This is a genomic window from Pseudovibrio sp. Ad37 (genome assembly GCF_001623075.1).
GTDB lineage: Bacteria > Pseudomonadota > Alphaproteobacteria > Rhizobiales > Stappiaceae > Pseudovibrio.
Genome location: NZ_LMCF01000190.1, coordinates 10,716 through 33,879 on the forward strand (window position 1 = coordinate 10,716; position 23,164 = coordinate 33,879).

A 23,164-nucleotide genomic window follows, 5' to 3' on the forward strand; every position below is an offset into this window, starting at 1 on the left:
ACCAGCCCCCCTAGCTTGTCGATCATATCAATAAAGAGATGGTTTCCCTCAAATATGAGTGGTTCATTTGTTTCCCCAGCACGCTAACAAGATGCCTTCAGATTCGAATTATAACTTGACTTTGTGATATATTAGAAAGAAAGTTTGAGCAATTAAAAATTTAATACCCGAGGACTTAATGAATACAATTCATCTTTACTTCCCTGAATCCGATCTAAACGGACGCATGGACTGAGAGTAAGTGCAAATAACTCTCAGTAATATAAATTTTTATTCAATCGCACAATCAATGATCGTTGTTTCATGGAAGAAACCAATCCTCGCAACCAGGTTACGATGAACCCAGGTGACCTAGGCAATGTCGTGTCGCACATAGAACAAGTTGCGACGAAAAATGCTTCAAATCCAGCCTTAGTGGGGGATGGAAAGACTATCAGTTACCGCGAAATGCTTACCGCAACAGATCAACTTGCAAGCGTTCTGCAATCAAACGCGGTTGGGCCCGAAGTTACTGTTGCAGTGTGTATGCCTCGCACTCCAGAAGCCATAATAGCGTTGCTTGCCATTCATAAAGCTGGAGGAGTTTATGTCCCGTTGGACAATAATCTCCCACGCAAACGGCTTGAGTTCATGCTTAAGGACAGCAAGGCCAGTGTCGTTGTGTGCACTGACGAAACAGCTTCTCTTGTGCAGGAGTTGTCTGCCGAGATACCGAACTCATTGCAGATCGTTAATTATTCTAAACTGGATCTAACTCCCTTCACTAGCAGCACAAACCAATCGGTTAAACCAGATCAGCTTGCTTACATCATCTACACCTCAGGCTCTACGGGACAGCCCAAGGGTGTCATGGTTGAACATCGTGGTCTGCTAAATCTAGTCTCTGAACAAGCACGCTGTTTTGGTCTGGATGAGACTTCTCGCGTCCTTCAGTTCGCATCTTTAGGTTTTGATGCGTCAATATCCGAAATTCTGGTGAGTTTGTGTTGCGGAGCTCAGCTTCATTTTGCACCCGACGGCACGCTGTTAGCCGGAGATGCATTGAAGCACATTGTTAAAGATAGAAGTATTTCTCATCTAACAGTGCCTCCTTCTCTTGCCAGTCGCATGGACCCGTTGGATTATTCGAGCCTAAAGACAGTGGTGGTCGCGGGTGAGGCAATGCCGTGGTCACTCGTGGAACGCTGGTCCGGGCACGTTAACCTGATAAATGCATACGGTCCGACTGAAAACACTGTATGCGCAACACTTTACAAGAGCAGCGGTGAGACTGGTAGTTCGGATACAGTTCCGATAGGCAAGCCGATCTCAAACGTTGATGTCCATCTTCTCGATGATGATCTGAAACAAGTGAAAGATGGTGGGGTCGGCACCCTGTGGCTGGGTGGTATCGGGTTAGCCCGTGGATACAAGAACCAGCCAGATCTTACTGCGAAAGTATTCCGTTCCGTCCCCGGCATTGCAACTGGTCGGCTCTATAACACAGGAGACCGCGCGCGACGACTTGCAGATGGAACGCTGGAGTTCCTCGGTCGTCTGGATGAGCAGGTCAAGGTGCGTGGCTATCGTGTTGAATTGCAGGAAATTGAGAAGTGTTTTTCTAAGCTTGAATGCATAGAGCACGCTCATGTTACCGCGACAACAGCCTACTCGAAGGACCCGGAAATCCTCGCTTATTTCACTTCGCGAGATGGTGCTTTTGTCCCTGGGGTAGAAGAGTTTAAAACGAACCTCTCCGCCTTCTTGCCAAACTATATGGTACCGAGCGCGTTTATTCACCTCGATGAGTTCCCTCTAAATGTAAATGGCAAGATAGATCGAAAAGCACTCCCAGCTCCTGACAGATATGCCCGCGGCGCGCAGTCAAATGAGCTTCCAAGCACAGAAACGCAGCAGATTCTGACTCGCTTTTGGAAAGATCTGCTCCACGTCGAAACGGTCTTTTGTAATGACACACTTCAAACTCTGGGAGGCTCTTCCCTTGATGCTGTTCAGTTTCTTACGCGGTGCCGTGAACGGTTTGGTCCAGTCCTCTCACTAGAAGATGTATTTACCGGAAAGAAACTCAGCGAACTCGCGGCAAAAATCCAAACTTCAGAAGAACCAGACAGATCCGAGAGGTCTTTGACTGATTATGATCTGGAAAGAACCACCTTCCCCGTTTCTCATCAACAAAACGGAGTGTGGTTACTGGAAAAACTAACGCCGGGCTCTCTTGCATACAACGCTCAATGCCTGATCCGGATGCAGGGCAAAGTAGATGCATCCGCATTGCAGTCAGCATTGGACCTGATTGTCGAGCGTCATGAGATTTTTCGCACCACGTTTCACGAAGATGCTTCTGGTACGACCTATCAGAAAGTTCATCAACCTGTGCCTGCCCGATTGGATCTGGTGGACCTGAACACCTCAATGGATAGCCCAGAGCTCTGGAAGGTTGTCGATCGCGAGGTCTCAAAACCCTTTGACACCAGCTGCTTGCCATTGGCTCGCTGGGTATTGTTCAAGCTTGATGATGACTCCTCCGCACTCTTGCACATTGAACATCACCTTGTTCATGACGGTTGGAGCGCGAATATCTTTCTTTCAGAGTTCCTAGAGGCTTATGAGGCTTTCGCAGATAGAGCACTGCCCAATCTCGCTCCTGTCCCTGCCCAGTACCGGCATTACGTGGGATGGCAGCAGAGTGAAGATGCAGAAAAAACCTATGAAAAACAGCTGGCCTATTGGGAAGAGCAACTCTCAGGCGCCAACTTTACTCTCGCTCTCCCAACAGATGCCTCGCGCCCAGAAACCATGTCGTTCAAAGGCAAACAGTCCCGTTTGGAACTAACAGGGACGCTGCTTCAAAAACTGGAAGCTTACTGTAAGGCCAGTGGTCACACAGATTATACTGTGCTTCTCGGTGTCTTCCATCTTCTACTCTCCCGCTACACAGGTCAAAAAGATCTACTCACAGGCAGCGCCGTCGCAAACCGGAAAACCAGCTTTTCAGAACATATGCTGGGCATGTTTGTGAACAGTGTCGTTATTCGCTCCGATCTGTCTAACAACCCAAGTTTTTCCGAGTATCTGAACCGACTGCGAAGCACACTCTCCAATGCTTATGACAATGAAGAAGTGCCGTTTGAACGAGTTGTCCGAGCGCTGCAGCCTGAACGGGACCTTTCCAGAAACCCCATCTTCCAAGTTGGTTTTAGCTACCACAACTCAAAGGTACCAGAGCTCGCACGAAATGATCTGAACGTATCGCTGTACGAAGCCTACAGCAACAACTCTGTCAAATTTGATATTGAGGTGGTTATTCTACCTCGTTCCTCTGACAGCTCTGATATCCCGGCGCTGACTCTTTTGTGGAACTATGCAACTGACCTCTTTCAGCCTCAAACCATAGAACGCATGCAGGAAAATTTCTTCGCATTGCTGGAGCAGTGTTTATCTGAGCCGAGCCTGTCAGTTGCCAGTTTCAGCGCAGTTTGCGAAGAAGAACGAAAGCATCTGCTCTCGCTCAGCGCGCCTACCCAACCGACCAAGACCAGTGCGCCAAGCGCGGTCGTCCATAGACTGGAACAGCTCGCAAAATCCCAGCCTCAGCACACCGCCATCCTTCAGGACGAAACATCCCTTTCCTACGGTGAATTAGAAAAGCAAGCCTCATGTTTGGCCATGAAGCTACGTGTTCATGGTGTAGGTAAAGAGAAGCTGGTCGGCGTTTGTATGGAACGAAACACCGATTTGATCGTGGCACTGCTGGCAATCTGGAAAGCTGGTGGAGCATATCTTCCAATCGATCCCGCACTGCCAGAAGCGCGAATGGCCTTTATTCTTCAGGACAGTGCGCCAGATTTGATCTTATGCTGCCGTGCAACGCACCAATCTCTTGCAAGTTTGCCAGACAATCAAAATCTCTATGCTTTTGAAGATCTTGCAGAAACCACAGACCATTCAGTGCCGATGGGTCCTACGCTGGAGCCTGTCTGCGCTGAGGATCTTGCCTATGTCATCTACACTTCAGGATCTACCGGGCAACCCAAAGGCGTTCAAATTGAACATCGGCACATTGCCCGATTGATTGACACCTGCCAGCCACTGTTCAACTTCACATCTTCTGATGTCTGGTCCTTCTTCCATTCCTACGCATTTGACTTTTCGATTTGGGAGATATGGGGAGCTCTTTCTACGGGCGGCTCTGCTGCAATTGTGCCAGAGGATGTGCGCCGTGATCCCGCTCAGTTCTACGCTTCGTGCTGCAAACAAGGGGTAACAATTCTCAGTCAAACACCCTCTGCCTTTCGTGCTTTCATGGCGGCACAGGCCGAAGCTGTTACGCCTCATGCATTGCGCTCAGTGGTGTTTGGTGGTGAAGCCCTTGCAACGCCGATGCTCAAGAACTGGTTTGACAATCCTGTTAATGCGGGCTGTCAGATGGTGAACATGTACGGGATCACAGAAACCACCGTACATGTTTCCTACAAAGAGCTCACAGCTGAGAACATTCATCACTATTCAGAAGGCAGTCCCATTGGTCGCCAGTTGGATGACCTGAGCCTTCATGTATTGGATGATAACCTCATGCCTGTGCCCTTCGGTGCAGCCGGAGAGTTATATGTCGGTGGAGCTGGCGTTGCACGAGGTTACCTTAACCGTCCTGCCTTAAACGCGGAGCGGTTCATTGAGAACCCGTTTCTACCCGGTGATCGCCTGTATAGAACAGGGGATCTGGCTAGGTATGCAACTGACGGCACCTTGTTGTATCTGGGCCGCAACGACAGTCAGGTGAAAGTACGCGGATACCGCATCGAACTGGGCGAAGTCGAAGCCGCTCTCGCCACCCACGATGAGCTTCAGCACGTTGTTGTCACCTGCAGAAATGTGGCCACAAGCGATGCCCTGTTGGTCGCCTACTATGTGCCCGTGGCACAAAGAACAGGCTTGGATTCCAGCGCGCTACATTCTTTTGCAGCTAATCTTCTGCCAAACTACATGGTGCCCTCAGTATTCGTAGAGTTAGAGGCGCTACCGCTGACCCAAAACGGTAAACTGGACCACATAGCGCTTGAAAGATACAACGTTACACAGACCAAAAGCAAAACCTTCGTAAGTCCAGAGGGGGACCGCGAAACGCTATTAGCTCAGGTTTGGGCGGATATCTTAAAGGTCAAACAGGTTGGCCGCTTTGACAACTTTTTTGAACTGGGTGGTCACTCACTCTTAGCTGCAAGAGTGCAGGCCTCCATGCATGCCAAAGGCTTCCATCTGGCAGCGGTGGATTTGCTACGCAGGCCAGTGCTCAAGGATCTTGCGCAACACATTCAATCCAGCGTTCAACAGAGCGCAACTGCTGGAAAAACCGGCACCAACCAAAGCCCAATGTCTATCTCCGGCCTTTCGCAAATGCAGATCGAGCATGTTGCAGGCTCGGTGCCCGGTGGCATCCAAAATGTAAAAGACATTTACCCTCTGACACCATTACAGGAAGGCATTTACTTCCATCATCGGCTTTCAGAACAAGGGGACCCTTATCTGCTCTGGAGCCTGATGGCATTTGAGACCGCTGAAGCATTGCAGAGCTATCTTGCGGCCCTACAGAAGGTTATGGATCGCCACGACATTTTGCGCACAGTGTTTGTGTCCGAAGGGCTGGAACAGCCACTTCAGGTTGTTCTGAAAAATGTTAAGCTGAAAACCTGTGAGTTGGATACTGATAGCCTCAAAGGTACTGGAGATGTCGTTGCAAAGCTTCAGGCCTTATTTGATCCCCGAATAACAAAAGTTGATCTTCGCGAACCTTCTCTTCTTCGCGTTCATTATTGCTATGATGCTGACAACAAACGCTGGTTGGCTCTTAAACTGTTCCACCACATTATCGACGACAACACATCACTCAAGCAGCTGAACGCTGAGGTCAAAGCATTCATGATGGAGCAAGGTGAGGCGTTGCCTGCTCCTGTTCAGTTTGGAAAATATGTTGCGTTCCAACAGGAGCAGACCCGCAAGGAGGACACACGCAACTTCTTTCATGACCTGTTCAGTGGATTTGAAAGCGCCACAGCGCCCTTTGGCCTTACAGGTGAGCATGTTCATGGCGCAGATCTGGATACTGATAGCACCAGTACCGACAGCGCGCTCACTGCGGACATCAGAGAACTTGCCAGCCGATTAGGGGTGAGTACAGCTTCAGTATTTCACTTCGTCTGGGCTCTGGTCATGGCAAGGTGTTCTGGTCAGGAAGATATTTGCTTTGCCACAGTTCTCCTTGGACGATTGCAAGGGCTTGAAAATGCTGAGCGGATACTGGGTCCCTTCATCAACACCCTCCCCTTGCGCATCCAGCTTGGTGACAGGGATTGGGTGAGCGCCCTTCGTGCTGTTCACCAGATACTTATCGATCTGATGCACCATGAGTTCTCCTCGCTAACCGATGCGATTGAAGCCAGTGGGGTGGACCGTACTACACCACTCATCACTTCGCTGATTAACTTTCGCCATGCCGAGCTTCTGTCGGATGGGTCTCAAGGTACCTCTCACCGCGACTTACCAGGCGCCACGTACCTCACCGGCCATTATGGCACCAGTTACCCGTTTAACCTGACAATTGATGACTTCGGGGGAACATTCAAAGTCCAGACACAGGCCCCACATGGCTGCAATGCATCTGCGCTTTTAAGGATGACACTGGAGGGGCTGCAACACCTCACAAAAATCTATCCAGAAGCTAAAACGACACCAACACATCAACTTGTTGGTTTGGATCGGGATCTGGAGACCAAGCTCCTTGAATTTGCAGCAGGGGCAGAGTTTTTAGAGAGCTCAAACACCCTCCATGGCGGCTTTGAAGCCGCTGCTGTAGCGCACGGTGGTCAGGTTGCCTTGATCAGTGAAGAACTCCAACTCACTTATGCTCAGGTGAACAGCCGTGCCAACAAGCTTGCCAGATACCTGGTTTCCAAAGGCGTTGGATATCAAGACCGTGTTGCGGTGTGCATGCTAAAAACCGCTGATGCCGTCATCGCGCTCCTCGCCATCCTGAAAACCGGCGCAGCCTATGTCCCAATTGATGCAACCTATCCCTCCGAGCGGATCACTTACCTGATTGAAGACAGCGCTCCGGCTCTGGTTCTGTGTGATGATCTAACCCTGCCTCAAATGGCAGAGATGGGTGTTTCTGAGAAGCTGATCAATCTTGATCAGCCTGACCCATGCTGGCAGGCGCTTGGCGAAGACAACTTAAATGCATCGGTTTCCCGCGAAGACACAGCTTATGTGATCTACACCTCTGGCACCACGGGCAAACCTAAGGGCGTGATGGTACCGCACAAAGGTCCGGCTAATCTCGTTGCATGGTTCCAACAGCAAGGACAAATCACGCAGCAAGACAGAGTTCTCCTGTCCACCTCTCTTACCTTTGACATCTCAGTGGTTGAGATATTCGCCAGCCTTACCTGTGGTGCAAGCCTAATTGTGGCAGACCGCTCCCGCTTACTGGAAGGTTCGTATCTGGTTGAACTCATAGGTGAGTATCAGGTCACAGTCTGTCAGTTTGTCCCTTCTTTGTTGGGCTTCTTCCTGTCTTGTGAAGGGGCTGACACTTGCTCGAGCTTGCGTTCGGTGCTGTGCGGTGGTGAGGCCTTTTCTTCCTATCTGGCAAAGCGCTGTTTCGAAGTACTGGGGCCCGTACGCCTGCAGAACCTTTATGGACCTACTGAGGCAAGCATATATTGCACGGCGCAAGAGGTTGAACATCACGCAGATTATCCGCCAGTTGTTCCGATAGGTCGCCCCATCGCGGGCATGACTATGCATGTTCTAGATCAGCATCTGGCACTTGCTGCTCCCGGTGTGGCGGGGGATCTTTATGTTGCTGGGCCAGGTGTTGCCACCGGATACCTGAACCGCCCTGAACTCACAGCAGAACGTTTTATTGATAGCCCGTTCAAAGCTGGAGAGCGCCTTTATAAGACTGGTGATGTTGGGCGCTATCTGAAAGATGGCACCATCGAGTATTTGGGGCGAGATGACTTCCAGATCAAAGTGCGTGGCTATCGGATTGAGCCCGGCGAGATCGTGCAGGCCTTGTGTCAGAGTGAAGGCGTGTCCAATGCTGTAGTCGTGACCCATCAGGATGAGGCCAAAGACACGCAGTTGGTAGCTTATGTATGCCCTGATAAAGGCGCTGGCTCGCTAAATCCCGCTGCATTGCGTACCATCCTCGCCAGTCAATTACCCGAGTACATGGTGCCGGGGCTCTATGTGCAGCTGGATACCTTACCTTTGACGTCTAACGGCAAAATAGACCGTAGCCAGCTTCCTGAGCCCGATAGCGGCAGTGTTCAGCCGATCACCAGTTACGTGCCCCCTGAAACCCCGATGGAAGAGGAGCTTGCGCGTATCTGGGCCGAGGTGCTGCAGCTGGAGCGTGTCGGCATACGCGACAATTTCTTCGACATTGGCGGACATTCTCTTCGCGCCACACGCATTATTGCCCAAATGCATGATGTGTTGGGAATGGAAGTGCCGCTGCGCATCTTTTTCGAACGCCCCACCATTGAGCAGACACTCGATTACATTTTTGAAGAGCTGGAAGCAGCCGAAGAATATTCCTGACGCAGAAGCAGATTGTCAGCGTCATTGGGAGGACTCATGCAGGACGAATTAAACAAGCGCACACGTCGCTCTCTTACACCAGAGCAGCTTTTGAAGATGCGTCAACGCAGCGCGCTCAAGGCAGCCCCGCGTGATCAAGCCCCCCTGCCTCTGTCTTTTGCGCAAGAGAGGCTCTGGTTCCTCTCTCGCATGGAAGGCATCAATTCAGCCTATCATTTGACCCTTGGCTTGCGCCTTCGTGGCGAGTTAAACGTGACATACCTGCAAAGCGCGCTAGACCAGCTGATAGACCGTCATGAAGGCCTGCGTACAGTCATTACAGGTGATAACGGGGAGCTGTCTCAAAGCTTCTCACCCCGTACCTGTGGCTTTCCCCTGCGCCTACTCGAAATTGAGGTTGATAGCGAGCCAGAAACAGAGATTTGCCGTTTGGCAGAAGAAGAGAGCACTCGGCCGTTCGATCTGCTGCACGGACCGTTGGCTCGCTGTTGTCTTATCCGGATCAGCGAGACGCATCACGTGTTGCTGCTGGCATTGCATCACATCATTTCCGATGGGTGGTCCAACGGCCTCCTCCTCAAAGAGTTGGGTGAAAACTACTCTCATCTGGTAGAAGCAGGAACACCAATCGAGCGGGAAACACCCGATCTTGCATACGCCGATTATGCCGTATGGCAGAAACAGCGGGAGCAGCTCAAAAAATTTGATGAGCAGAAGACTTATTGGAAAGAAACGCTTGCCGGTGCCCCCGAGCGTTTGCTGTTGCCAACGGACCGGCGGCGACCTGCTCAGCAAAATTTTGCGGGTGAACTTCTGCCGTTGGAGTTAGGCCCTGAGTTGAGTGAAAAGGTGCGCCAATTGGCGCGCAGCTCGGGCTCCACCCCTTATTTGTTACTCATGAGCGCCTATGCAATCGTGCTTTCCCGTTTGTCTGGACAAGAGGATCTTGTCATTGGCACGCCATCTGCCAACCGTGTCCGCAAAGAGCTGGAAGAGATGGTGGGCCTGTTCGTGAACACACAGGCTTTGCGCTTTGATTTGAGCGAAAATCCCACTGTAAGCCAGCTGCTCACCCAGATGCGAGGCATTTTCCTCGACAGTCAGGATAATCAGTCTCTCCCTTTCGAGCAGGTGGTGGAAGCGCTCAGTCCTCAACGGTCCTTATCCTACACACCACTTTTCCAGGTCATGTTCGCATGGCAAAACACAGAGGGTGGAACAGCCCATTTCGCTGGTTTAGAATTGGACACTGTACAGCTGCCTCGCACCGCCTCCCAGTTCGATATTACACTTGAGCTGGTGGACAATGGCTCAAACATCTCCGGCGGCCTGGAATACGCGACAGCTCTGTTTGACCGCCAAACCATAGTTCGGCTTGCAGGTTATGTGTTACAGGCAGTGAAAGCCATTTGCGCAGACCCGGAACAGGCAGTCGCCGAACTGCCCCTTATGGATGCAGCCACACATACAGCAACATTAGAAGCTTCCCGTCTTGCATCCAAAGAAGTACCAGCAGAAAGCGCCATCCATCTGCCGTTTGAAGAGGCCGCTGCGGCCCACGGCGATCGGGTTGCATTGATCAGCAATGAGATCGAACTCACTTATGCTCAACTGAACAGTCAGGCCAACAAGCTCGCCAGATACCTGCGCTCTAACGGCGTTGCAAATCAGGACCGGATTGCGGTGTGCATGCGCAAATCCGCAGACGCAGTTATCGCCTTGCTTGCTGTCCTGAAAACCGGCGCTGCCTACATTCCAATTGATGCGAACTATCCCCCTGAGCGGACCAACACGCTTTTACAAGATTGCCAGCCCAAAACCATTCTGGCCGATATGCGTGGTCAGGAGCAGTTGGATCAACTCACCAAGCTGTCTGCCCAGACTATTAATATTGAGAGGAGAAGAGATGAATGGGCTTCTCAGGATGAACGCGATTTAGATGTTCAAGTCGCGCCTGACCAACTGGCCTATATCATCTACACGTCCGGATCGACAGGACAACCCAAAGGCGTCATGGTCGATCATCGTGCGATCTGGACTGTCAGGGACGCATGGAGCAACCTTTACGACTTCAAAGAACCACCATGTGTTTTGCAGATGGCGAGTCTTTCGTTTGATGTTTTCACCGCAGACATTGTCCGCGCCCTCACTTTTGGAGGCAAGCTTGTCCTTGTGGATCAAGACGAGCTGGTAGACAGTACCGCCCTTCTCGCAAAAATTGAGCAGCATCAGATAACATTCGGTGATTTTGTTCCAGCAGTTTTGGACAATCTCACAGCCCACTTGCATACAATCAGAAAACACTCAACCAGCCTCAAAACTGTCGTGTGCGGTTCTGATCGTTGGTCCTCCAAAGGTGCTTGCGAAGCACGAAAGGTCTTCGGGCCTACAGCGCACATCATTCATGCTTACGGCTTAACCGAAACCGCCATTGATTGCCTCGCACTCAGCTTATCCGAGGAGATTTCTCCGAACACTACACTGAGCCTCGGCACTGCACTCAAGAATTATCAGGTCTTGCTTTTGGACACTTCCAGCCAACCTGTCCCCGAAGGGGTTGTTGGCGAAATCTGTATTGCCGGGTCTGGTTTGGCGCGCGGCTATTGGAACGCACCTGAACTCACGAAGCAAAAGTTTACCGATGTATCAATTGGTGATGGCCTGAGGATCTTCAAGACAGGAGATTTAGGCCGTCAGCTACGTGATGGGACAATCGAGTTTTTAGGGCGGAATGACCGGCAGGCAAAACTCCGCGGTTTTCGCGTCGAGCTTGGTGAGGTTGAAGCTGCTCTTGAAGCTGATGAACGCGTCACATCAGCCACTTGTGTTGTAAGACCTCACACCAGCGGCGAACAGCTTCTCGCCTATGTCGTCCTTGCGGATAATGAGGGAACTGAAGTTCCTCAGGCACTGAAAGCGTTTCTAAGCCATAAACTCCCACACTTCATGGTGCCTGCCGGGATCACCGTCATCGACAAGATACCACTCACTCCCAATGGCAAAGTCGATCTGAAAGCCCTCCCGGACTTTGATCTGTCAACGCTCTCACAAACAAAGTTTGAGCCTCCACGAGCAGGCAGAGAAACGGAACTAAGCCAGATCTGGTGCGATGTACTCGGTGTCGCCAGTATTGGGCGCAACGATAACTTTTTTGCTCTGGGCGGCCATTCTCTGCTTGCAGTACGGTTAGCTCAACGTATCCGTGAAGCAACTGCCGTCGAAGTCCCGGCAACAATTGTTTTCACTGCCCCAACGCTGGCCTCTCTCGCCGAGGCAATAGACAGCCAGACACGCACCGCAAAAAGACAGATTGAGCCCGCAGATAGAACACAGAACCTGCCGCTTTCCTCTTCTCAACAACGCTTATGGTATCTGGCAGAAATGGAGGGCCAGAGCGAAGCCTACCATATGCCATTGGTTCTGGAACTGAAGGGTAAGTTGGACGCCCCAGCGCTGTCTCAAGCAGTTGAGAAAATCGTTGCACGGCACGAGGCTTTGCGGACGTGTTTCAGCCAGAAGAACGGGACCGCCTATCAGGACATTCAGCTAGTAAATGTTTGGCGGATGGGGGCGATTACGCAAGTGCCTGCGAATGAGACCTTACAGGATCATGTCGCCCGTTTGATCTCTGTACCCTTTGACTTGGAGGCGGGTCCGCTGTTTCGTGCGGATCTTTTGCACTGTGACGAGAACCATCATGTGCTGGTGATTGTTATGCACCACAGCATTTCAGATGCCTGGTCCATGGGTATCTTCAGCAGGGAACTGAGTGTGCTTTATTCTGCTCTGTCCCAACATCAGGATACCAAGCTCCCCGATTTGAAAATCCAATATGCAGACTTCGCGCAGTGGCAGAGCAATGAGTTGAAGAATGGCTCATGGGAACAGCAAAAGCACTATTGGAAGTCCAGGCTCAAAGATACACCTGTGCTGCTGGAGCTGCCAACCGATCATCCAAGACCAAAGCGTCAATCCTTCAAAGGCACCGCAGTCCCGTTGAGTCTGGAGTCATCCTTAACTCAGAAGATGAAGGAGCTTGCTGCATCCAATCGGATCACGTTGTTTACCAGTCTTCTTGGGATGTGGGCGCTGACACTGGCCAAGCTTTCAGGACAAAAAGATGTCGTTGTTGGCAGTCCGGTCGCCAACAGAGATCATTCACAACTCGACAACATGATTGGTTTTTTCGCCAACACACTGGCCTTGCGGGTGGAAGCGAATGAAAGCCTTACCTTGAAAGAGTACCTGTCGCAGGTGCAGACCACTGTTTTAGAAGCGCAGCAAAATCAGGACCTTCCCTTCGAACAGGTGATTGAGCATATCAACCCGCCGCGAAGCCTTGCGCATTCCCCCTTGTTTCAGGTGATGTTTGCCTGGGAGGGAGAGAACAATGACCGGTTCGAGCTTCCCGGCCTTTCTGTTGATGTACTCCCTCACCACCATGGCGGTGCCAAGTTTGATCTGCTGTTGTCGCTTCAGGAAAGAGACGGCCAGCTGAAAGGCGCGATCGAGTTTGCAAGCGACCTGTTTGAGGCAAAGACCGTCACTCGCATCGCAAAGTACTTTGAGCATGTTCTCACTCAAATGGTTGCAGACGTGGGTACGGAGGTCCGTTCAATAAGTCTGTTGAGCGAAGAGGAGCGAACGCTGGCGCTGGATGCATGGCAACAGCCTTCTGTGCCTTACTCTGAGTTTGAATGCATCAGCAGACGCATTGAAGAACACGCCGCTTGCACACCAACAGCCACAGCGCTGATCTTCGGCCAGACAAAACTCAGCTACGACGAATTAAACACACACGCTAATCGGTTTGCCAATGCACTTGTGCAGGAAGGCATTCGCTCACAAGCAAACATCGCACTATGTGTAGACCGATCACCGGAAATGATCATAGCACTGCTGGGTATCTTAAAGGCAGGTGCTACCGTTGTGCCGCTGGATCCAGCTTACCCTGAGGCCCGCCATCAGGCCATCTTGCAGGATGTTAAGCCTGATCTCGTCATAACTACAGATGCGTTAAAGCCCAAACTGCCAGTCGAATTTGCGAGTGCAACAGTCACTCTTGCAGAGCTTGCACAAAAGAGCCAACATATTTCGGCGGAGAATACGGGGCTTACCCCTGCCCCTCTTGACCCGGCCTATGTCCTTTACACCTCCGGGTCTACAGGCAAACCAAAAGGCGTGGTCCAGACCCACCGCACCCTGCGCAATCTGGTCAACTGGCAACTTAAACAGGTTCCGTCAGAAAGAGCCCCGTCGCGCATTCTCCAATTTGCCTCCCTCAACTTTGATGTGGCCTTTCAGGAGATTTTCTGCACGTTGTGTCAGGGCGCAAGCCTTGCGCTGCTGAGTGATGACCAGCGCAAAGACATCGGCAACCTTGCAGGCTTCATCAAGTCCAACGGCATTGAGCGCGCCCACTTGCCCTTTGCGGTACTGCAACAGATGGCAGGTCTTTTTGAGGCTAAACAGCTGCCGGATGGCCCTGCTTGTGAAGTGATCACCGCTGGCGAGGCACTGCTGGTCAATGACAGCCTGCGGCAACTCCTTAAAGCACTGGGAGGGCGCTATTTTTACAACCAATACGGCCCCACTGAAACCCATGTGGTGACCCAGCACGTTCTGGATTGTGCGCGCATGGAGGATTGGCCAGCCTCCCCGCCCATCGGCAAGCCCATGGAGAACACCAGTGTGTTTCTTCTGGATGAGAGCATGCGACCTGTGCCTCCCGGAACGATTGGAGAGCTGTATGTGTGCGGAGACAATCTGGCTTTGGGTTACTTTGGTCAGGAAGAACTAACCGCAGAACGATTTGTTACGCACTCGTTCGCCTCTCAAGGCGCGCAACGCTTTTATCGTACCGGTGATTTGGCGGCCTACCTGCCAGATGGCAGCCTTGCCTTCCATGGCCGTGCAGATGATCAGGTGAAATTCCGTGGGTTCCGGATTGAGCCGATGGAGATCACGAACTGCATCTTACAGATGGATGGCATTCTGGAAGTCGCCGTGATTTTGGACAAGCAAGCAGACCCCGAGCATGCCCGGCTCGTCTGTTACTTCGTCGGCACAAGACCCGCTGGCACATTGCGGGCAGAGCTGAAAGCTCACTTGCCGGACTACATGATCCCAACGGACTGGATGCCTCTGGAAGAGTTGCCCATCACCCGGAACGGCAAGCTGGATCGAAGAGCTTTACCATCTCCTGTCCGCACAGGGAGTACAGACTATGAAGCACCACTGCCGGGGCTTGAAGCAGATATTGCTCAGATTTGGCAGGTGGTGCTCAAGGTGGAACAGGTTGGCCGCACCGACAACTTCTTTGACCTTGGCGGGCATTCTTTGCTGGCGACCCGCCTGATCCATGCAATAAACAAAGAACTGTCACTCGGCCTGTCCCTCAGTGATCTTATTGAAAACCCGACACTTGTTGATCTGGCTGCCTCGGCCAGTACCAACACCGGCAAGGCAGAACACTCAGCGCTACAAATCCATGCAGATGAAGCAAACCGGTATGAACCATTTCCACTCACGGACATCCAGCAGGCTTACTGGGTTGGCAGGGATGACAGTTTAGGGCTGGGCGGCGTCAGCGCTCATGCTTATGAGGAAATTGAGATCCCTCACCTTGATCTTGAGAGATTCAACGCTGCTTTGAACAGGCTGATCCTTCGGCACGATATGCTGCGAGCTGTTTTTGCCAGCGATGGAACCCAGCGCATATTGGAGGATGTTCCTGAATACATCATTCAAACTGACGATGCCCGTGGTCGCAGTGAACGTGTCGTGGAGCGCATCATCTCAAGAAACCGGGAGGCCATGTCGCATCAGGTTCTGGATGCGGGAACATGGCCGCTTTTCGAGTTCCGGGCCGTACAGCTTGAGAATGAGATAACTCGGCTACACATTTCCATGGATGCGTTAATCGTGGATGCAGCCAGCAGCCAGATTTTCTCACGCGAACTGGCTACCTTCTATGAGGACCCGCAGGCAGAACTTCCGAGGATTGAAATCACGTTCCGCGACTATGTGGTGCAGGAACTGGCGATGCGGGATGACTCCCGCTATGCGATTTCTCTGAAGTACTGGCAAGACCGCTTGTCGGCTCTCGCTGCAGCACCGGAACTGCCGCTTGCAAAACAGCCAGAGAGCATCAGCAATCCCCGGTTCACACGCAGACAACTTGTTTTGGAAGAGGCCAAATGGTCAACGATCAAAGCAAAGGCACGAAAGTATGGTGTCACCCCCTCCGGCTGTCTGCTGACAGCCTTTGCGCGGGTGCTGGCCAAATGGAGCCAGTCGTCCCGGTTCACACTCAGCTTACCTGTGTTCAATCGCCAACCGCTCCACCCCCATATCAACCGTCTCATCGGCGACTTCACGTCTATTGTTTTGCTGGAAGTTGGCTCGGACCCGGCAAAGAGCTTTTCTGACAATGCAAAGGCAGTCCAGCGCCAACTCTGGAAGGATATGGATCATAGCGAAGTCAGTGGTGTGCGGGTTCTGCGGGAACTCACGCGCCTGCGTGGTGAGCAGCAAACGGGAATGCCCATCGTCTTCAACAGCACCCTAGTGGAGATGATCCCGGATCAGGAGGAAATTACGCTTTCCTCCGCATTGGACGCTCAAAATGTACATACCATCACCCAAACACCACAGGTGTGGCTGGATCACACCATCATGGAGATTGATGGTGAGCTACATTTCAACTGGGACAGCATAGACGAGCTGTTTCCAGAGGGCATGATGCAGGACATGTTTGATGCCTATTGTGCTCTGCTTGAAGTGTTGGTCACCTCTGATCACTGGCAACAGCATGTCCCCCAGCACTTTCCTGTCTGGAACGCTAAGGGCGCACTGTCACAACATTGGCCATTGATACATGAGCTGTTTGAAGAACAAGCGCTCAAAACACCAACTGCTCCTGCCGTGATCTGCGGTGATCTGGTTTTGTCCTACAGCAAAGTCCGCCAGCGTGCCCGTAATCTTGCCACTCTCCTTCAACAGAAGGGCCTGGCCAAAGGTGATCTGGTTGCCATTCAGATGCGGACCGGTTGGGAACAGAGTGTGGCTGTCCTCGCCATTCTATATGCAGGGGGCGCATATCTTCCAATCGACCCGGATCTGCCGGCCAATCGCATTGAAGGAATTTTGCAACGGACCGAGTGCAGGCTCGTATGCGTCAAGACAAGCCAGAGTGACACACACAAGGGGCTTCCTGCGCTTGCTCAAACGGTTGATGTGGGCGGGGAACTGGATGCCTTAAGCGATGAGAAGCTGCAGGTTGTTGATACGCAACCAGATGACCTTGCCTACGTGATCTTCACTTCAGGTTCCACCGGGGAACCCAAGGGAGTCATGATCGATCATCGCGGAGCAGTTAATACGCTCCTCGACATCAACCGCCGCCTAAACGTGCAGCCAGAAGATCGTGTGTTTGCCATTTCTGCATTGGGCTTTGATCTCTCAGTCTATGATATTTTTGGATTATTGGCTGCGGGTGGCTCTGTTGTCCTGCCCAATGAGGCTGAGGCAAAAGACCCTGCCCATTGGCTGGAGTGCCTCATTCGTCACAAGGTCACGATCTGGAATTCTGCACCAGCTTTGCTTGGTGTACTGACAGATTATGCTCAAAGTGATCGCAAAAGTCTCGGCTCGCATTTGCGTGAAGTGATGTTGTCTGGAGACTGGATTCCACTTTCACTGCCTGAGCGGGTGCGTGCACTCGCACCGAACGCGCATGTCTTGTCTCTGGGTGGAGCAACTGAAGCCTCCATTTGGTCCATCTGCTTCCCTATCCAGGATATCGCGCCGCATTGGAAGAGCATCCCCTACGGCAAAGCGCTCGACAACCAGCAATTTTATGTTCTGAATGACGCGCTGGCCCCTCGGCCCTGCTGGGTTACTGGTGAGCTGTACATCGGTGGCATTGGACTTGCGAAAGGTTATTGGCGGGACGAAGAACAAACCAACCATCGTTTCATCACCCACCCCAAAACCGGCGAACGCTTGTACCGTACCGGCGATTTGGGGCGCTATATGCCAGATGGAAACATAGAGTTTCTTGGGCGCGTGGATACTCAGGTCAAGGTGCAAGGTTTCCGCATCGAGCTGGGTGAGATCGAAACTATGCTCAATGCCCATAAAGACGTAAAAGCCTCAGTCTTTAAGATGTTTGGCGAGGCACAAGGCGATAAGCAACTCGTTGGCTATGTGGTTCCGGAAGAGCGCGGTGTCGAGATTGACGCTCTTCTGGATCATCTACGCGCCCACCTGCCCCATTACATGGTTCCCTCTGCTCTCCTTGAGATTGAGCGCCTCCCGATTTCTGCAAACGGCAAAATTGATCGGAAGCAACTGCCGGAACCACGCAGTGAGATACAAGCTGAGCTAAGCTTCGAACCGCAAGGGGAACAGGAAGAGAAAATCCACGAGATTATCTCTCAGATCTTGAAACTGGATCACGTCACACCCGAGGATAATTTACTGCAGCTGGGAGCGACCTCTATCGATATCACGCGCATTTCAAACGCGTTGTCGAGCACGCTCTCGTTCCGCCCGCCACTTGCAAAGTTCATGGGCAGCCCAAGCCTTGCAACGCTCCTTGCCATGTATCGGGAGCAGTTTGGTCAGGTGGCGGAAGAAACGCAACCTGCTGCAACAAATTCCGCAATTGCCACTCTTGAGGACCCGCTGCAACGACAGTCTTTCAAAGACCGTAATGTTGGGTTGCGCAAATTTGATCAGCAACATGGCGTGCATCAATTGGAAAACTCCGGCTCTCCTGAGTTCGACGAATTTGACGCCTACCGGTCGGTGCGCCAGTTCATTTTGGATCCTGTCCCCAAAACCCGATTAGAGGCCCTCCTCTCTGCATTACGGCGTAATCAGAACCAAGAGGCACCAAAGCATTTGTTTGCAAGCGCCGGGGGGCTCTATCCGATGCAAACCTACCTTTACATCAAACCCGGTCGTGTGTTGGGCCTGGAAGGTGGGGCCTATTATTACGATCCTGAAAAACACGCTCTGATTTCGACAGCAGATGGCAAGGCACTGACCCCGGATGCCTATGATTATTTCGTGAACCGGCCAGTTTTTGAAGAGGCTGCCTTCGCGCTTTTCTTCATCGCTGAGCGGCAGGCAATCGAGCCCCTTTATGGCGAAATGAGCGAGCAATTCTGGTTGATCGAAACAGGTGCAATGGCACAGCTGTTGACCATGCGTGCCCATGAAGCAGGGTTAGGCCTGTGCGGCATCGGCTCCATAGATGAGACGGTTTTGACGGAGCTGTTCCGGTTGGGGCCTACTCATAAGCTCATCTATTCCATGATCGGCGGCACACCCACCACTGAGCAAAACCGGCAACACACCATAGAGACCTTCGGGACTGCGCTTGCCTCCTCAATGGATGAAGATGAAATGGAGGAGTTTGAAATATGAAAGCTCAACAACTGCTTGATTATTTTGCCCAGCACAATGTGAGCCTCCAGACTGATGGAGATATGCTTCGTTTCAAAGCGCCAAAGGGGTTTCTGGGAGCTGATCTTGCCGCCGCTCTGAAAGCAGAAAAGTCAGAGCTGATTCATCTGCTGCAACAACATGCAGCAGAAAGGCAGGTTGAAGGAGTACCTCTTTCACCATCACAGCGCCATTTGTGGATCTTGCATCAATTGGAGCCAGAGAGTCCGTTCTACAATAACCCCGTAGCGCTCAAAGTTTCCGGTATGCTCGAGCTGGAAACTCTGCACCGCGCCGTAAATGCTGTTGTTGCGCGTCACGACATGCTCCGAGCGAGGTTCAGCACAAGCAACGGGACGCCTACACAAACTTTTCCAGAACCTGCTGACCTGCCCATTGACCTCTTGAACCTTTGCCATCTGAATGACGAAAAACAGGCGGAGGCGCTCAATGAACGTGTCCAGCATGAGGCAAGCCAACCGTTTGATTTGGAGCGCGGCCCGCTCGTGCGCTCAAGTTACATAAAACTTGCAGATGATGAACATGTATGGCTCTTCAACCTGCACCACATTGCCGCTGACGGCTGGTCCATCGGTTTGTTTTTCAACGAAGTTACCGCTCATTACAACGCTTATCATAAGGGCACCTCGCCCGACCTTCCCCCTCTGTCCATGCAGTACGCCGATTATGTGACTCATCATAAAAACGAGTGCAATTCGTCCAGAGAGCAGCAACAGATCCAGTATTGGACTGACAAACTTGAGGACCTGCCAGACTTACTTGAGCTACCCACGGATTTCCCTCGGCCGGCAGAACAGACACATAACGGTTCTCACTTTGAATTCACGCTTGATGACAACTTGAGTGAACGCTTGCGACTTTTCTGCCAAAGACGCTCAATCACGCCATTTGCGCTCTATCTGGCCGGATTTGCCGCCCTCTTATGGCGCTACAGCAAACAGGAAGGCATCTGCATTGGCACCTCTTTTGCCAACCGCCATCTGGCAGAGCTGGAGCCTCTGATCGGGCACTTCATCAACACGCTCGCACTCAAAACGCATATCACGGCCACAAGCACCTTTGCTGAGCTGGTAACTCAGTCACAAACGGTCATTTTGGAAGCGCTGGACAACCAGGATTTGCCTTTTGAGAAAGTGGTCGAAGCTGTAAATCCGGAACGTTCACCAGCCCACTCGCCGCTGTTTCAGGTCATGCTGATTTATCAGAACCTGCCCGGTGGATCGGCTCAAATGGATGGTGTTGAAATCGAAACACTGGCAACAGACAGCCAGACTGCAAAGTTCGATATCACGCTGGAAGTATTTGAACGAGGCCGCACGTTTAGCCTAGGCTTTGAGTACAACAAAGATCTGTTTACGCAATCCCGCATCGCGCGAATGGCCAGTCACCTCACCTACTTCCTCTCAAACGCTGTCAAAGCGCCGGAAGAGCATCTCGGTGTGATTGATTACATCACGCCCGAAGAAAGAGGTCTGTTAACACAAGTATGGCCTCACGGAGCGCAGCATGCGTTAAGTTCCACATGCATTCACAAAGCATTTGAGGCTCAATGCGAGCATTCACCCAAAGCACCTGCACTCGTGTACGGCGAAGACGTGTGGAGCTACGCCAGTCTCAACACCAAAGCAAATCAACTTGCCCGCTACCTGAAGGAACTTGGTGTTATTGAGGGAAGTCCAGTGGGCCTGCTCTTTGAGCGGTCCAGCGAGTTGGTGATAGCCATGCTTGCCGTGCTCAAGGCGGGTGGTCACTTCATTCCTTTGGAGCCCGGACTGCCAATCAAGCGTCTTGAGTTTATGGTGCAAGACAGCCAGCCCGATCTGATCCTCACCCATCCAGAGGCCTCGGAAGCGGCTACCAAACTCAAGAGCAGTTGTGAAGTTGAAGTGCTGTCGCTGAATACAGAGCAACGAGCTAAAATTATTCAATCCTGTGGCACTGATAATTTGCCAGCTAACGGTATAAGCGCCGAGGGTCTTGCCTATATCATCTACACGTCAGGAACCACCGGCGTTCCCAAAGGCACCAAGCTGACCCACAAGGGCTTGGTGAACCTCGTGGAGTGGACCAAGCGCACATTTCCAGGCAAGCCCGGTGATGCTCTGTTGCAGAAGACGCCGATGGGATTTGATGCCGCGATCTGGGAGTTCTTCTGGCCGTTATGCTCAGGTGCATCGTTGGTGCTGGCTTCGCCTCATGCTCACACCTCTCCTGCAGAGCTGGCAAAGAGCTATGCATCTCATGGTATCACCACCATCCAGTTCGTCCCCGCGATGTTAGATCTGTTTCTTGATGAACCGGAGGCTGCCCAATGCGGCCAACTGCGCAATGTGTTTTGTGGTGGTGGTGAGTTGAGCGGTGAACTTATGCGCAAGTTCTCCAGCAAGCTGCCGTGGGCAACACTGCACAATGTTTACGGTCCGACTGAATGCACCGTAGACAGCACCTGGCATAGTGTGAAGCCGGAAGATCTGGACAAACCTTCAGCCCCCATCGGCAAGCCCATATCGAACGTAAGGACTTACCTGCTTGATGAGAGCATGTCGATTGTCCCGGTTGGACTGGTTGGTGAGCTTTACATCGGTGGTGCCGGCCTCTCCTCTGGCTATCTTAACGCCCCGCAGCAACAAGCATCAGCGTTCATTACCAGCCCATTCAACTCAAGTGAACAGCTCTACCGTACCGGCGATCTTGCCTATTATGATGAACAAGGTCAGCTGGTTTTTGCAGGCCGCAAAGACAACCAGATCAAGCTGAATGGCTTTCGCATCGAGCTGTCAGAGATTGAAGCTGTCCTCCGACAATATCCTGTATGCCGCAGCTGTGCCGCGCTCGTGGCTCAGCAAGAGGGTGGTACTGCTCAACTGGCACTTTGCTACACCACATCAGACGGTTCTCTCCTCGTAGAAAGCGACCTTCGTCGTCATCTGGCAGAAGCGCTGCCGGACTACATGCTTCCTCATATTCTGCTGCATTTGGAAACTCTCCCTCTCACCAATAACGGCAAGATTGATTATTCCAGCCTCAAGGCATCTGTGCTGGCCCATGAGGCCGTGTTTAAGGTCAATCAGGAAAGCCCTCGCGATCATATAGAGCTCCAGATCTATAACATCTGGAAGGAAGTGCTCCTCCATCCATCCATTGGGATCAGCGACAGTTTCTTCCATGTCGGCGGTTCTTCCATCGCAGCGATCAAAGTGGCCCATCAGGTTGGTGAGGCGTTCAAAATTCAAGTCCCGCCCAAAACGTTCATTTTAAATCCGACAGTAGAGGCGCTTGCCAGTTGGATACGAAACGGAGCTGCAGAAGAGAACTCCCGCGACAACCTCATTACGTTCCGCGAAAGCCAAAACGGCGAGCATGTCGTGTGCGTTCATCCTGCTGGTGGGACAGCCTTTTGTTATTTATCTCTGGCAAAGATCCTGGCTGATGACATTGGCGTTTATGGCCTGCAATCGCCCGGCCTCAACGCGGGAGAGGAAACTCTCCCCTCCATAATGGCCATGGCCAACGCCTATCTGGAACGTATCGAACACATCGCGCATGAAAAGATTGTCCTCACCGGCCTGTCGTTTGGGGGCTACGTTGCCTATGAGATGGCCCGGCTTTTGAAAGCCCGTGGTAACCACAATGTCAGCGTCATTCTTCTGGACACTCAGGGGTTTGAGGAGCATGAGCGTCAGAGCCTTGCACCGGTTGATCTTGCAGAGTTTCGAGACAAACTGGTGAAGTTCAACGGGATGTATCCGGGCATCGATGACGAGCAAATCAAGCGCTACCATCAGGTTTACAATCACAATCGGGCCTGTGTGCCGGATTATGACTGCCAGCCATTGGACGCGCGAGTTGTGTTCATTCAGGCGCTTGGCTCGCTCAACAAAGGCTTCCTGCATCAACTCCGTCAGTTTTGGATTGAAAGAGCCTCAGGTGGCTTCATGACGAGGCTGGTTCGGGGGGACCACTGGGAACTGCTGGAATCAGAAGAAATACAGCGTGTCAAAAAAGCTATTTCCTATGAGTTTCAATTATTTGAGCGGCAAACCACCTCTCCTGCTGTTCCTATGCAGATAGACGCTTAGAGGCT

At 52.0% G+C, this 23,164-nt stretch carries 3 protein-coding genes; all 3 read left to right on the forward strand.

Annotated features, from left to right (window positions below; translation table 11 throughout):
- The first annotated feature begins 336 nt into the window (after positions 1-336).
- From PsAD37_RS21030 to PsAD37_RS21040, 3 genes are read left to right on the forward strand one after another with little or no spacing between them, the layout of a single operon-like run.
- A complete protein-coding gene (locus PsAD37_RS21030) occupies positions 337-8,604 on the forward strand; it encodes a non-ribosomal peptide synthetase (RefSeq protein WP_244272553.1) in 8,268 nt (2,755 codons plus the stop codon).
- A gap of 36 nt (positions 8,605-8,640) precedes the next feature.
- Positions 8,641-19,041, forward strand: coding sequence for a non-ribosomal peptide synthetase (locus PsAD37_RS21035; RefSeq protein WP_063297806.1), 10,401 nt, complete (start codon positions 8,641-8,643; stop codon positions 19,039-19,041).
- Positions 19,038-23,159, forward strand: a complete 4,122-nt coding sequence (locus PsAD37_RS21040) for a non-ribosomal peptide synthetase (RefSeq protein WP_063297807.1) — start codon at positions 19,038-19,040, stop codon at positions 23,157-23,159. Before PsAD37_RS21035 ends, PsAD37_RS21040 begins: the two co-directional genes overlap by 4 nt.
- Positions 23,160-23,164: the final 5 nt, after the last annotated feature.